General features: G+C 54.1%; 10 protein-coding genes. 5 read left to right on the top strand and 5 right to left on the bottom strand.

The features are described from left to right. Nucleotides 1-15 precede the first annotated feature (15 nt). The 3 genes from OGV93_RS15900 (at nt 16) to OGV93_RS15890 (ending at nt 3,217) form a co-directional block, all read left to right on the top strand. The gene (locus tag OGV93_RS15900; protein ID WP_153646587.1) at nt 16-651 is read left to right on the top strand and encodes a hypothetical protein; all 636 of its coding nucleotides are present in this window, start codon (nt 16-18) and stop codon (nt 649-651) included. A gap of 80 nt (nt 652-731) precedes the next feature. After that, on the top strand, nt 732-2,696 hold the full coding sequence (locus tag OGV93_RS15895) for a type VI secretion system Vgr family protein (RefSeq protein WP_287109752.1): 1,965 nt from the start codon (nt 732-734) through the stop codon (nt 2,694-2,696). Further along, entirely contained in the window at nt 2,696-3,217 is a 522-nt protein-coding gene (locus OGV93_RS15890) for a toxin-antitoxin system YwqK family antitoxin (RefSeq protein WP_200084374.1), read from the top strand. The genes OGV93_RS15895 and OGV93_RS15890 overlap by 1 nt, the downstream gene beginning before the upstream one ends. Nucleotides 3,218-3,238: 21 nt before the next feature. Here the strand turns inward: OGV93_RS15890 and nrdG are convergent, their stop codons facing one another. From nrdG to treR, 5 genes are all read right to left on the bottom strand, one after another. After that, the gene (nrdG, locus tag OGV93_RS15885) at nt 3,239-3,703 is read right to left on the bottom strand and encodes an anaerobic ribonucleoside-triphosphate reductase-activating protein (RefSeq protein WP_016151476.1); all 465 of its coding nucleotides are present in this window, start codon (nt 3,701-3,703) and stop codon (nt 3,239-3,241) included. 175 nt (nt 3,704-3,878) lie between these two features. Beyond that, nucleotides 3,879-6,017, bottom strand: coding sequence for an anaerobic ribonucleoside-triphosphate reductase (gene nrdD / locus OGV93_RS15880; RefSeq protein ID WP_016151477.1), 2,139 nt, complete (start codon nt 6,015-6,017; stop codon nt 3,879-3,881). A 409-nt stretch (nt 6,018-6,426) separates the two neighbouring features. Beyond that, nucleotides 6,427-8,079 (bottom strand): alpha,alpha-phosphotrehalase, encoded by a 1,653-nt coding sequence (gene treC, locus OGV93_RS15875; RefSeq protein ID WP_287109750.1) that lies wholly within the window; start codon nt 8,077-8,079, stop codon nt 6,427-6,429. A 49-nt stretch (nt 8,080-8,128) separates the two neighbouring features. Beyond that, entirely contained in the window at nt 8,129-9,547 is a 1,419-nt protein-coding gene (gene treB, locus OGV93_RS15870) for a PTS trehalose transporter subunit IIBC (RefSeq protein ID WP_016155564.1), read from the bottom strand. A gap of 157 nt (nt 9,548-9,704) precedes the next feature. Beyond that, on the bottom strand, nt 9,705-10,652 hold the full coding sequence (gene treR / locus OGV93_RS15865) for a trehalose operon repressor TreR (protein WP_016155565.1): 948 nt from the start codon (nt 10,650-10,652) through the stop codon (nt 9,705-9,707). A 191-nt stretch (nt 10,653-10,843) separates the two neighbouring features. On the opposite strand from treR, the gene mgtL reads away from it, so the two are divergent. Beyond that, entirely contained in the window at nt 10,844-10,897 is a 54-nt protein-coding gene (gene mgtL / locus OGV93_RS23860; RefSeq protein WP_223870169.1) for a mgtA regulatory leader peptide MgtL, read from the top strand. A 144-nt stretch (nt 10,898-11,041) separates the two neighbouring features. After that, nucleotides 11,042-13,750 (top strand): magnesium-translocating P-type ATPase, encoded by a 2,709-nt coding sequence (mgtA, locus tag OGV93_RS15860; protein WP_019078248.1) that lies wholly within the window; start codon nt 11,042-11,044, stop codon nt 13,748-13,750. Nucleotides 13,751-14,049: the final 299 nt, after the last annotated feature.

Genomic DNA, 14,049 nt, shown 5'->3' with positions numbered 1-14,049 from the left:
TTTATGGGGGGTATTATGATTGGTCTGATTCCTTCAGTTAATAATTTTCAAGCCATTTATAGGCGCTCTGTCGCTTATCTTTGTAACTCACCATTTGCTGCAGAAGTAATTTCTAGTTTAGATGAGTCGCCTTTGCACTTGGGTATTCTAATAACAGAACAAGGAGGATGCGAATATGTTCCTCCTTATGATAGAAGATGCCCTAGATATTTAGATGGAGGGATTATTTATTGGAATATAAATAAGACAGTAGAAACAATGGATTTTGCTTATAATGACCCAAGATTGGGGCTCAACGAAGCTCGAAGAGAGAATGTACCATGGAATCGTGAAATATCTTTTCCTGGTCGAGTAATGGAAGTATTTTTTGGTCCTAGGACGAGATTGGGATTATTGACTCCATCAATGTGTCTTATGCATGAAATGGGGCATGCATTACAATATTTTTCTGATTCAAACGCATTTTTGCAATTGCATAATAATAATTATATGGAATTGGAAAATATCAACGTCAGAGCCATTGAAGCAACTGTGGTTCAGGAGTTACGAAATTTAGGTTATGGTGAAACAGCAAGATGGGATTATGCTCATATAAATCATTATCCAGGAGGTCGAGCTTGGCCTAATTGGTTAAGATGGTTTTATGGGTAGGTAGTTTTAGATGGCATTTGAATATTTAGCTCAATGAAAGTTTAGTCGGATATATTCAATAAATATAAAAGGACTCTCCCATGCCCGACACCACCATCCTCAAATTCACCGCCCCAACCCTAACCGGTTTTACCGCCGCCGCCGCGCAAACCGAATCCCGGCTTAACGGTTTAACCACTGCTACCGTGGCAGGAACCACCTCGGCGCCGTTAACCCTCGACACCGCGCTGGCGACCCATCTGACCGCCACCATCAACAGCGCCGACTACGACGGATTGATTGCCGAGGCGCACCAGCTTCCGGCGACCGGTAACGCCGATCGCTACCAGTTTGTGCTGCGTCCGTGGCTGTGGTGGCTGACGCTTGCCAGCAATAACCGCGTGTTTCAGAACCTCAGCGCGCAGGAGATCGTCGAGAAGGTGTTTAAGGACGCCGGATTTACCGATTATCAGTTCAAACTCAAAACTAAATCAGAAAAGCGCGAATACTGCCTGCAATACAACGAAAGCGATTTTAATTTTGTCTCGCGGCTGCTGGAGCAGGAGGGGATCTTCTGGTTCTTTACCCATAAGGAAGGCAAGCACACGCTGGTGCTGGCGGATGACAACAGCGCCTTCCCGCCGATTACTGGTGATAAAAAGGTCAAGTATCAGGCGGCACAGAGCGGCGCGCGGGAAACCGGCATGATTCGTTCGGCGCAGCTAAGTTTGCAGGCCACCGCGCAGGGCTTCCAGAACAGCGACTATAACTACGAGCAGCCGAAAGCGGCGCTGTTCGCGCAGGCTGGTGAGAAGAAGGGTGGTATGCAGTATCAGCATCCGGGGCGTTTTAGCGTTAAAGCCGAAGGCGACGCGCTGGCGGCGTGGAAAGTTAACGCCCTGAAGGCGCAGGCGAAACAGCTGGTTGGCGAAAGCGACTGCGCGGCGCTGACCGCCGGGCACTGGTTTACTTTGACCGATCACGATGACAAAGCATTGAACATCGACTGGCTGGTCATCGCCGTCAGCCACGAATACGACGGCGAGCGCTATCGCAACCGCTTTACCGCCATCCCGAAGGCCACGCCGTACCGTCCGCTCGCCGTGACGCCGCAGCCTTTTATGCATACGCAAACAGCGGTGGTGGTGGGTAAAAGCGGAGAAGAAATCTGGACTGATAAGCTTGGTCGGGTGAAGGTGCAGTTCCCGTGGGACAGAGAGGGCAAAAACGACGAAACCAGCTCCTGCTGGCTGCGGGTCGCCACCGCCTGGAGCGGCAACGGCTTCGGCGCGCAGTTTATCCCGCGCATCGGCCAGGAAGTGGTGGTGAGCTTTATCGATGGCGACCCGGATAAGCCGCTCATTACCGGCTGTGTGTACAACGGCGCGAATGCACTGCCGTACGCACTTCCGGCGAATCAAACCCAGTCGGGCATTAAGACCAAAAGTGAAAAAGGTTTTAACGAACTGCGCTTCGACGACAAAAAAGATGCCGAGCTGCTGGCGATGCAGGCGCAGAAAGACTTCCAACTTACGGTGCTCAACGACAGCAAAACGACTATCAGCCATGACGATATTCAGAACGTCAAAAACGACCGCACACGTACCGTTGAAGAGGGCAACGAAACCGTCACCCTGAAAAAGGGTAACCGCACGGTCAAGATTGAGAAGGGCAGCGACACCCTGGAGGTGAAAGACAAACGCAGCGTGACGGTGAAGGGCGATCAGGAACTGGCAGTGGACGGCAACGAGACGCACAAGGTGAAAGGGGATTATACGCTTAATGTCGACGGCAATCTGACGATTAAGGTCAGCGGTTCGCTTACCCTGGAGAGCGGCAAAACCCTGAAAGTGAAAAGCGGGGCGGATCTCAGCGCCAGCGCCGTATCGGGTCTGAAACTGGACGCCACCAACATCGCCAGCGAAGCCAAAGCCTCGCTGACGCAAAAAGCCGCGACGATAACCCACGAAGCAAAAGCCACCCTCACCAGCAAGGCCAGCGCCACCCAGACCGTGGACGGCGGCGGGATGCTGACCATCAAAGGCGGGATGGTGAAAATTAACTGATGCGCGAGATGATGGAACATCAGCAGGATAGCGTCCGGCTACAGGCCGAACTTAACGGCGGTCAGCTTAACGGCGAGACGCGGATTGAAGAGTACGGACGCCTGCTGGCGGTGCTGCGCTATCGGCAGGGCGTGCTGCACGGCGTGATGGAGCGCTGGTACCCTAACGGGCAGCTTGCCATGCAGCAGGCGTACTGTGAGGGCAGGCCGGACGGTGTGGCCCGCTACTTCTCGCAAGAAGGGACGCTCTTACGTGAAGAACAGTGGCTTGATGGTCAACTGCACGGTGAATGCCGCAGCTTTTATCCTTCCGGCCAGTTGCAGATGCGCGAACAGTGGCGGCACGGGTTGCGTCACTCGCTCAGCGAGCAGTTTTACCCGGACGGCGCGCCAGCCCAGCGGCAATCTTATGAACAGGGAAAACAGAAGGGAGAAGTGGAGCGCTGGCTACCGGATGGGCGTGCCATTGATGCCCGTGGTAAAGCGCAATCGCGAATGAGTAAATGGACGGAGAGGCTGTGAAAAGCCTCTCCAGAGCGCGTGTTAACGTAAATGATGTACAACCTGATTACTGCTGCCGCGCCAGATTAGCGCCGGGTCTTTAAGATCCTGCACGTATTTGCCATCGACCAGCACGTTGATGAGATCGACAACCTGCATTTGCGCGGCATCGAGTTCATCGAGCTTGTAGCCGGTCCACACCCAGATGTCTTTTCCCGGACACTCAGCGCGAATGCGCTGCACCAGTTGCAGAATATCCGGCACGTTTTGTGGATGCAGCGGATCGCCGCCGGAGAGCGAGATCCCCTGACGGTGAATACGCGTGTCGTTCAGATCGGCAATGATCTTGTCTTCCATCTCTTTGCTAAACGGCTGGCCGGAATTGAGCCGCCAGGTGCTTTTGTTATAGCAACCGGGGCATTCATGCACGCATCCTGAAACAAACAGGGTACAGCGAGTGCCGGGACCGTTAACGATGTCGACAGGGTAATACTGATGGTAATTCATTTTCGCTTCTCATCCGTTTATCAATTCGCGCCATAGCTGCGTTCGGGCGCCCGAGTCACTTACTTATGTAAGCTCCCCGGGACTTACTCATTTGCTGCCTTGCTATGACGTGAATTGCGTTGCGGAAATAATGGCCCGAAAAGCGTCGCATCGCCGGGCAATAAAATCGTCTAAATTAACCGATCTGCCCGTTCCCTAAATGCTTAACGCGGCGCTTCACTTCTTCCTGCTTACCGGCGTTAAACGGACGTGCGTCCGGGCTGCCTAAGTAACCGCAGACGCGGCGGGTGACCGATACGCGCGCGGCGTCGTGGTTACCACATTTCGGGCAGGTAAAGCCTTTGCTGGTGCACTCAAATTCACCGGTAAAGCCGCACTCGTAGCATTCATCGATTGGCGTGTTGGTCCCGTAATAGGGCACGTGCTGATAGCTGTAATCCCAGACGTCTTCCAGCGCTTTCAGGTTGTGCTGAATATTCGGGTATTCGCCGTAGCAAATGAAGCCCCCGCTTGCCAGCGGCGGGTACGGCGCTTCGAAATCGATCTTGTCGTACGGGTTAACCTTCTTCTCCACGTCGAGGTGGAAGCTGTTGGTGTAGTAGCCTTTGTCGGTCACGCCCGGGACCACGCCAAATTCGGCGGTATCCAGACGGCAGAAACGGTCGCACAGGTTTTCACTTGGCGTGCTGTACAGGCTAAAGCCGTAGCCAGTCTCGTCTTTCCACTGATCGACCGCCTGACGCAGGCGTTCCACAATGGCGATACCTTTGGCGCGCAGCTGCTCGCTGTCATACACATGCTTGTCGCCAAACAGCGCATTGATGGTTTCGTGAATACCGATGTAGCCCAGAGAGATGGATGCACGACCATTTTTAAAGATTTCTGACACATCATCGTCCGCTTTCAGACGCACGCCGCAGGCCCCTTCCATATACAGAATGGGCGCCACGCGGGCCTTCACGCCTTCCAGGCGTGCAATGCGGGTCATCAGCGCTTTACGCGCCAGTACCAGACGATCGTCGAGCAGTTTCCAGAAGGTGGCTTCATCGCCATGCGCTTCCAGGGCGATACGCGGCAGGTTGAGGCTGATAACGCCGAGGTTGTTACGTCCGTCGTGAATCTGTTCGCCGTTCTCGTTTTCCCACACGCCGAGGAAGCTGCGACAGCCCATTGGCGTTTTGAACGAGCCGGTCACTTTGACCACCTGATCGTAGTTCAGGATGTCCGGATACATACGCTTGCTCGCGCACTCCAGTGCCAGCTGTTTGATGTCGTAGTTCGGATCGCCAAACTTGTGGTTCAGACCGTCACGAATCGCGAACACCAGTTTCGGGAACACCGCGGTTTTACGGTTTTTACCCAGGCCGGCAATACGGTTACGCAGAATGGACTGCTGGATCAAACGCGATTCCCAGCTGGTTCCCAGGCCAAAACCAAAGGTCACGAACGGCGTCTGACCGTTGGCGGTATGCAGGGTGTTCACTTCATACTCGAGAGACTGGAATGCGTCGTAGCACTCTTTCTCGGTACGGGAATGGGCATAACCGTCGGCGTCCGGGATCTGCCACTCTTCAGCGGTTTTACGATGTTTATTAAAGCTCTCGGTAACGAACGGCGCGAGAACTTCATCAATACGGTTAATGGTGGTGCCGCCATAAATATGGCTGGCGACCTGCGCGATAATTTGCGCGGTGACGGCGGTCGCGGTAGAGATGGATTTTGGCGGTTCAATCTCCGCGTTACCCATCTTAAAGCCCTGCGTCAGCATGCCTTTCAGGTCGATCAGCATGCAGTTAAACATTGGGAAGAACGGAGAGTAGTCGAGATCGTGATAGTGAATATCACCACGCTCGTGCGCCTGGACGACATCACGCGGCAGCAGGTGCTGACGCGCATAGTGTTTGGCAACGATACCGGCCAGCAGGTCGCGCTGGGTTGGGATCACTTTGCTGTCTTTGTTGGCATTTTCATTCAGCAGAGCAGAGTTGGTTTGCTCAACCAGACCACGAATTTCCTGGTTCAGACGGCCACGTTTTTCACGCTGGATATCACGGTCGTGGCGATATTCGATGTACGCACGGGCGAGTTGTTTGTACGGGCCAGACATTAGCTGGTTTTCTACCGCTGTCTGGATCTCGTTGATATCGACCTTGCTGCGCTCATTCATCTGGCTACTAACGACTTCTGCGACGGTGGCACAGTAATCTGCGTCATCGACTCCCGCTGCTTTAGCTGCACGCAGAATGGCTTCTTTGATGCGCTCTGATTTAAACGGCACTTTACAGCCATCTCGTTTCATCACATGCGGTGTCATGATCACTCCATATTTATAAGAACAGGTTATCCACAGAGGTTGGGGAGGCCATCAGGGCTTTATTCATCTCTATTGCCAATGACTTCCCGCAATCCTGACCCACTTTATCCACAATTCCACCGTGAAGCGGTGCACTGTAGTTGTAGCAATTGTAGTCGATTAATACAACATATTGGGTCGGCGTGCATTTTAAGTTCTATATGTAGTGATTTGCATCAAGGATGTTTACGATTTATTTGATGTAGCGCAAAGTAAAAATCGGAGCGTACAGATGACGGGCACTACAGCCGATTGTAAATTGTGGGCAGAAAATTCTGATTAATTATTCAACAAAAACAGAAAGGTAAGCTGAGCGTAGGCATCAAAGCCCGGCAGCGTTATGCGTACCGGGCCTGAACATAATTGCAAGCTATTTTTGCAACCACCAGACGGCTTCAAAAGGACGCAGCGTCATGTCTGCGGGTTGGCTGGCGACCTCGGCATAGTTGTGCATCAGCACCTGCCAGTTGCCGTCGGTCTGGGTCGGCTGCCAGCTCTGGAAGGTATCGCTCAGATTAGCAATGACCAGCAACCGCTGTCCTTGCCATTCACGTTGATAGCACCACAGATGCGGGCTGCCCGGTAGCAGATCCTGATAGTCGCCCCAGGTGATAACCGGCTCTGCTTTACGCAATGCGATCAGCTTCTGATAGGTATAGAACACCGAGTCGGTATCGCGCAGCGCTGCCGCCACGTTGATATCCGCTGCGTTGTCGCACAGATTGATCCACGGCTCACCCTGGGTGAAGCCCGCGTGTTTGCTGGCATCCCACTGCATCGGCGTGCGGCTGTTATCGCGCGATTTACTGGCGAGGATCGCCAGCAGCTCTTGCGCATCGCGCCCCTGGCCGTTCTGGGCGGCAAACATGTTATGGCTTTCCACATCGCGGTAATCGGTAATCTGGCGGAAGTGCGGATTGGTCATGCCGATCTCTTCACCCTGGTAGATGTAGGGCGTGCCCTGCATACCGTGCAGCACCATCGCCAGCATTTTTGCGGCCGGAACGCGGTATTTACCTTCATCGCCAAAACGCGACACGATGCGTGGCTGGTCGTGGTTACACCAGAACAGCGCGTTCCAGGCCTGATTGTGCATGCCTTGCTGCCAGTGGCGGAATAGGGTTTTGAGCGCCACATAGTCGGGTTTGGCTAACGTCCACTTCTCACCGTTGGGGTAATCCACTTTCAGGTGGTGGAAGTTGAAGGTCATCGACAGTTCGCTGCCATCGAGTGCGGCGTACTGCTGGCAGTTTTCCAGCGTGGTGGAGGACATTTCTCCGACCGTCATCAGGCCGCGGGGCGTGAAGACGTCGCGATTCATTTTACGTAAAAACGCATGCGCGCGCGGGCCGTCGGTATAAAAACGCCGCCCATCGCCGTCGGGATCGCTCGGGAAGTCCTGATCTTTAGAGATAAGATTCACCACGTCGAGACGCAGTCCGTCCACGCCGCGATCGGCCCAGAACTCGCACACTTTTTTTAGCTCGGCGCGGACCGCCGGGTTCTCCCAGTTCAGGTCTGCCTGCTCCGGAGCAAAGAGGTGCAGATAGTACTGCTCGCTTTCGGCGTGCCAGCCCCAGGCGCTGCCGCCAAATTTGGAGCGCCAGTTATTCGGGAGACTGTCTGGCGTACCGTCGCGCCAGAGGTAAAACTGACGATACGGGCTGTCTTTATCCAGCGCCTCGCGAAACCAGGGGTGCTGGGTTGAAGTGTGGTTAAACACCATATCGAGAATAATACGGATACCGCGCGCTTTCGCCTGCGCCACCAGTTCGTCAAAGTCTGCAAGCGTTCCGTAGGCCGGATCGACAGACATGTAATCCGCGACGTCGTAGCCGTTATCAACCTGCGGCGAAATATAGAACGGCGTTAGCCAGATGGCATCAACCCCCAGCGTTTGCAGATAGTCGAGGCGCTGCGTCACGCCGCGTAAATCGCCGGTGCCGCTGCCGGTGGTGTCCTGAAAACTCTTGGGGTAAACCTGATAGATGACGCCGTTTTGCCACCAGTGGGGAATATTCATGGTTGTTTCCTGGAAATACGATGGGGCGCAACTGCGCCCCGAAGAAAAGTTAGACAATTTGTAGTGTGCCCATACGGTGTTTACGCTGATAAACGAATGAGGTCAGTACCATGGGGATAACAATCGCAATGACCATTGCCATGCCAAATACCTGCCAGTAAGTCGGCTGGATGGAGAGGATGCCTGGCAAACCGCCGACGCCAATTCCGTTCGCCAGCACACCGTTCAGGCCGCACAGCAGTCCGGCGAGACCGGAACCGATCATCGCGCACAGCATCGGGAAGCGGTATTTCAGGTTGATCCCGTACATGGCCGGTTCAGTGACCCCGAGATAGGCGGAAATCGCGGCAGGAACGGAGATTTCACGTTCATTGTGTTTGCGACTGGAGATGATGATCCCGACTACCGCAGAAGCCTGAGCGATATTCGACAGTGCGATCAGCGGCCATACCGGCGTACCGCCCATGCTCTGAATCATCTGCATGTCGATAGCCAGCGTGGTCTGATGCACGCCGGTTATCACCAGCGGGGCATACAGGAAGCCGAACAGCGCCGCGCCAATCGGGGCAAAGCTGCCGGTCAGCAGGTGACGGACCGCAAACGCGACACCGTCGCCGATCATGCGGCCAAACGGACCAATAAAGGCGTGCGCGAGGAATACCGCGAGGATCAACGAGCACACCGGGACGATCACCAGATACAGATAATCCGGGACGATGCGTTTCATGCGTGTTTCAATAAACCCGAGCGCCAGACCGGCCAGCAGTGCCGGAATAACCTGTGCCTGATAGCCCACTTTCTCAATGCTGAACAGGCCGAAGTTCCACACTTCCGGTACCTGTTGACCGAGTAGATAGGCGTTCATTAGCTGCGGTGAAACCAGGGTCACACCCAGCACAATACCGAGGATCGGCGTTCCGCCCATTTTCTTCACTGCTGACCAGCAGATCCCGACCGGCAGATAGAAGAAGATCGCTTCGCCAATTAGCCACAGGAAGTCGTAAAGGGTTTTCAGCGAAGGGTGCATCTGCGCCAGCGTCTGCCCGTTGCTCATGGGCAGATCGCCAATCACATTACGGAACCCCAAGATCAAGCCGCCGCTAATCAGCGCTGGCAGCAGCGGGAAGAAGATCTCCGCAAAATGAGAAATCAGCTGTTCGTGCCATTTCATATTCTGCCGCGCGGCTTTTTTCGCCTGCTCTTTATCGGCGCTGGCCTGGCCGGTTGTCGCCAGCAGCGCTTTGTAGTAATCGCCTACTTCGGTACCAATCACCACCTGAAACTGCCCGGCGTTGGTGAAGCAGCCTTTGACCATCGGCAACTGTTCGATCTCTTTTGGCCTGGCATTCGCAGGCTGATTCAGCACAAAACGCAGGCGAGTAATGCAGTGACTTACCGTGGCGATATTGTCGCGCCCGCCTACCAGCTCAATCAGCCGGTCGATGTCTGCTTGTTTTATTTTGCTCATGATGATGTGTGTTCCCCGTAGGCCGGATAAGACGTTTTAGCATCGCCATCTGGCAACTCTCTCGTTGCTGTGGCCAGAGTATATCGTCGATGATTTTTTAAAAATGGGAACGTTCCCGAAACGCAGCGAAGATCACAAATTAACGCTCAGAAAGCGATCAGGAGAGGGTGGAAGGAATAACGATTTGTCGTAGTTCGCTACGGCCGTTGATCTGCTCGATCAGCTGCGAGGCCGCTTGTCGTCCGGCTTCGGCATATCCTGGATCGACGGTGATAATTTCCGGATGGAGGAATTTCATCAGCGGCGTACTGCCCACGCTCGCCAGCTGTAGATTCTCAATTCGCTGCTCTTGCAGATATTTGCTGACACCAAGGGCGAGGGTGTCCGTCGCGCAGACTAAGGCAGTGGTTTCCGGGGTGATGACGTTGGCGGCCTGCTCATAACCCTGCTTCATGGCAAGACCCGGTAGCGCGGCTACAGGATGCAGTTTGTGTTTCTTACAGAACGCCAGGTAGGCTTCATGGCGGCGCTTACCGGTGGTCACGTCGCTATGGGGAACGCCAAGAAAGCTGATATGGCGATGCTCGCGATCGTATAAACGCTGCATCAGGGTGCGAATGGCGCCTTCATCGTCATAGCAGACGGAGGCAAAGCCTTTGGCATCTCTTGCCAGCAGCACCAGCGAATCCTGCCAGGAGGCGAGCATGGATTCACTTATGCCGGTAAAACCAAACAGCACCACGCCGTCAATATTGCGGCGTCTGAGCATGCCGAGATGCTCTTCAACCAGCTCGGGCGAGAACTGGCTTTCCATCATGATCGGGTCGTAACCCTGCTCATAAAAGGCGGGCAGCATGGTTTGTACGGCGAGATTTTCCGAAAGCGAGTCCAGACGCGTGACGATGATCGCCACCACCTTGTCACTTTGTCCGCGCATGGCGCGTGCGGAGCGGGAAGGGGAAAAACCGTGCTGATTCATCACCGCTTCAACGCGTTCGCGGGTGCGTTCGCTCACGCCGCTTTCATTGTTAAGCACACGGGAAACGGTTGATTTTCCCACACCGCTTAAGCGGGCGATGTCTTTAATTGTCAGCCGGTTTTGCATCCTGTTTTCCCGTGTTGCGTGTGAAGTTATGCCAAATAGAGAATAACTTTACTCAAGCGCAGCGCAATGGGCAAAGTCTGGTATACGTTTGGTTTAGTTTCCATGGTTTATCATACTGCCATAATTGCCACAAACCTTATGGTTTTCTGCGTATAATCCGCAGCGCAAATCATTCACTTACCGGAGGCTATATGGATCCCGATCCCACCCCTCTCCCGAGATGGAGAAACTCCCCTTTCCGGTAAGCCTGTCTTTCACTGTCTTACCGGAGCAGTAAGACAGTGACGTTCTGACGTCCCTGTTGTGATTTTAATATTGCCATCAGGTAAGGCTTTGCCACGCCTGAAGGATTTACTGCGCCTGTTGAGACTGGCGCAGAGGGACTGCCTATGTTCAAAAATATTACTCGCCAGCTATTTGCCCGGCTAAACCGCCATTTACCACACCGTCTGGTGCATCGCGATCCGTTGCCTAATGCCCAGACCGTTGCCAGCACGCCGATCCCGCCATCGCTGAGCGAACATTGTCTGAAAATGGCGCTGATGGACGAAGCCGCGCTGTGGAAAACGTTTGGCGCGCACCCGGAAGGATTAAACGCCGCAGAAGTGGAAAATGCTCGCGAATTACATGGTGAGAACCAACTGCCGGCGCAGAAGCCGTCGCCGTGGTGGGTGCATCTGTGGGTCTGCTACCGTAACCCGTTTAATATTTTGTTGACCATCCTCGGTGCGATTTCCTATGCCACCGAAGATCTGTTTGCCGCTGGCGTCATTGCTCTGATGGTCGTCATCTCTACGTTACTGAATTTTGTGCAGGAGGCGCGTTCCACCAAAGCGGCAGATGCGCTGAAAGCCATGGTCAGTAACACCGCTACGGTGCTGCGCGTTATCAACGAGAAAGGAGAGAACGGCTGGGTTGAACTGCCGATCGACCAGTTAGTTCCCGGCGATATCATTAAGCTGGCGGCAGGGGATATGATCCCGGCCGATCTGCGTGTGGTGCAGGCTCGTGACCTGTTCGTGGCCCAGGCTTCGCTGACCGGTGAATCGCTGCCGGTGGAGAAAGTCGCAACCAGCCGCGACCCGCAGCAAAGCAACCCGCTCGAATGCGATACCCTGTGCTTTATGGGCACCAACGTGGTGAGCGGCACGGCGCAGGCCATCGTGATTGCGACCGGAGCCAATACCTGGTTCGGGCAACTGGCGGGCCGCGTCAGCGAGCAGGAAAGCGAGCAGAATGCTTTCCAGAAAGGGATCAGTCGCGTCAGCATGCTGCTGATCCGTTTTATGCTGGTGATGGCGCCGATTGTGCTCATCATCAACGGCTATACCAAAGGCGACTGGTGGGAAGCGGCGCTGTTTGCCCTGTCTGTCGCGGTGGGGCTGACCCCGGAAATGCTGCCGATGATCGTCACCTCGACGCTGGCGCGTGGGGCGGTGAAGCTGTCAAAACAAAAGGTCATCGTCAAACACCTCGACGCCATTCAGAACTTTGGCGCGATGGATATCCTGTGTACCGATAAAACGGGCACCCTGACACAAGACAAAATTGTACTTGAGAATCATACAGATATATCTGGTAAGCCCAGCGAGCACGTCCTGCATTCTGCGTGGCTGAACAGCCATTACCAGACCGGGTTGAAGAATCTGCTGGATACGGCAGTGCTGGAAGGTGTGGACGAAGAATCAGCCCGCCAGCTCTCTACCCGCTGGCAGAAAATTGATGAGATCCCGTTTGACTTCGAACGCCGCCGCATGTCGGTGGTGGTCGCTGAAGAAACCGATGTGCATCAGCTGGTGTGCAAAGGCGCGCTGCAGGAGATCCTCAGCGTCTGCACCCAGGTGCGCTACAGCGGTGAGGTTGTCCCGTTAGATGACAACATGCTGCGTCGGGTGAAGCGCGTCACGGATACGCTGAATCGCCAGGGGCTGCGCGTGGTAGCAGTGGCGACGAAATACCTGCCAGCGCGTGAGGGCGATTACCAGCGTATTGATGAATCAGATCTGATCCTCGAAGGCTATATTGCGTTCCTCGATCCGCCGAAAGAGACCACCGCGCCAGCGCTCAAAGCCCTGAAAGCCAGCGGTATTACGGTGAAAATCCTGACTGGCGATAGCGAGCTGGTGGCGGCGAAAGTGTGTCACGAAGTGGGGCTGGATGCGGGCGATGTGGTTATCGGTAGCAACATTGAAGGGTTAAGCGACGATGAGCTGGCAACGCTGGCCCAGCGCACCACGCTGTTTGCTCGTCTGACACCGATGCACAAAGAGCGCATTGTCACGCTGCTCAAGCGCGAAGGTCATGTGGTTGGCTTTATGGGGGATGGCATTAACGATGCCCCGGCGCTGCGCGCGGCGGACATTGGTATCTCCGTTGACGGCGCGGTTGATATTGCGCGTGAAGCCGCTGATATCATCCTGCTGGAAAAGAGCCTGATGGTGCTGGAAGAAGGGGTGATCGAAGGACGCCGTACTTTTTCTAACATGCTGAAGTATATCAAAATGACGGCCAGTTCTAACTTCGGTAATGTGTTTAGCGTGCTGGTGGCGAGCGCCTTCTTACCGTTCCTGCCCATGTTGCCGCTGCACTTACTGATTCAGAACCTGCTGTACGATGTATCCCAGGTGGCGATTCCGTTTGATAACGTCGACGAAGAGCAGATCAAAAAGCCGCAGCGCTGGAATCCCAGCGAGTTGGGGCGCTTTATGATCTTCTTTGGACCGATCAGCTCGATCTTCGACATTCTGACATTTTGCCTGATGTGGTTCGTCTTCCATGCGAATACGCCAGAACATCAGACGTTGTTCCAGTCTGGCTGGTTCGTGGTAGGCCTGCTGTCGCAAACGCTGATTGTGCATATGATCCGTACCCGCCGCGTGCCGTTCATCCAAAGCCGCGCCGCATGGCCGTTGATGCTGATGACGCTGGTGGTCATGGTGGTAGGCATTGCATTACCGTTCTCGCCGCTGGCCAACTATCTGCAATTGCAGGCGCTGCCGCTGAGCTACTTCCCGTGGCTGATTGCGATTCTGGCGGGCTACATGACGTTAACCCAGCTCGTGAAAGGTTTTTATAGCCGCCGCTACGGCTGGCAATAAGCACAAGATATCGGCTGCGTTGGTCCCTTAAAAAGCCAACGCAGCTGTAACCTGGCGCAGGAAGAATATCGGTATCGCCCGATGATTCGCGCCGCATAAAATTCATGCGCATTATTATTTCTGTTAAAAGATAATTAATTCGATAAATGTGAATGATAAGTGAATAAATTCACGTAGAATATTGTTTTTTAATATTCATACATTAAAAATTATAATTTATAAGATATGCCTTAGCACTCCCCCTCTATTCATTCCGTAAAATATCGATAATTAAAAAATTTACATAAAAATCTATGGTT

It is taken from the genome of Citrobacter sp. Cb031 (genome assembly GCF_030336725.1).
In the GTDB taxonomy this organism is placed as follows: domain Bacteria; phylum Pseudomonadota; class Gammaproteobacteria; order Enterobacterales; family Enterobacteriaceae; genus Citrobacter; species Citrobacter braakii.
This window is presented reverse-complemented; position numbering and strand designations above follow the sequence as displayed.

What these genes read in the sequence shown, in the direction of transcription:
- mgtA (WP_019078248.1), top strand. Translation starts at nt 11,042, where the DNA reads ATGTTCAAAAATATTACTCGCCAGCTATTTGCCCGGCTAAACCGCCAT.
- treC (WP_287109750.1), bottom strand. Translation starts at nt 8,079, where the DNA reads ATGAATATTCCCCACTGGTGGCAAAACGGCGTCATCTATCAGGTTTAC.
- treR (WP_016155565.1), bottom strand. Translation starts at nt 10,652, where the DNA reads ATGCAAAACCGGCTGACAATTAAAGACATCGCCCGCTTAAGCGGTGTG.
- OGV93_RS15900 (WP_153646587.1), top strand. Translation starts at nt 16, where the DNA reads ATGATTGGTCTGATTCCTTCAGTTAATAATTTTCAAGCCATTTATAGG.
- OGV93_RS15895 (WP_287109752.1), top strand. Translation starts at nt 732, where the DNA reads ATGCCCGACACCACCATCCTCAAATTCACCGCCCCAACCCTAACCGGT.
- treB (WP_016155564.1), bottom strand. Translation starts at nt 9,547, where the DNA reads ATGAGCAAAATAAAACAAGCAGACATCGACCGGCTGATTGAGCTGGTA.
- nrdD (WP_016151477.1), bottom strand. Translation starts at nt 6,017, where the DNA reads ATGACACCGCATGTGATGAAACGAGATGGCTGTAAAGTGCCGTTTAAA.
- OGV93_RS15890 (WP_200084374.1), top strand. Translation starts at nt 2,696, where the DNA reads ATGCGCGAGATGATGGAACATCAGCAGGATAGCGTCCGGCTACAGGCC.
- nrdG (WP_016151476.1), bottom strand. Translation starts at nt 3,703, where the DNA reads ATGAATTACCATCAGTATTACCCTGTCGACATCGTTAACGGTCCCGGC.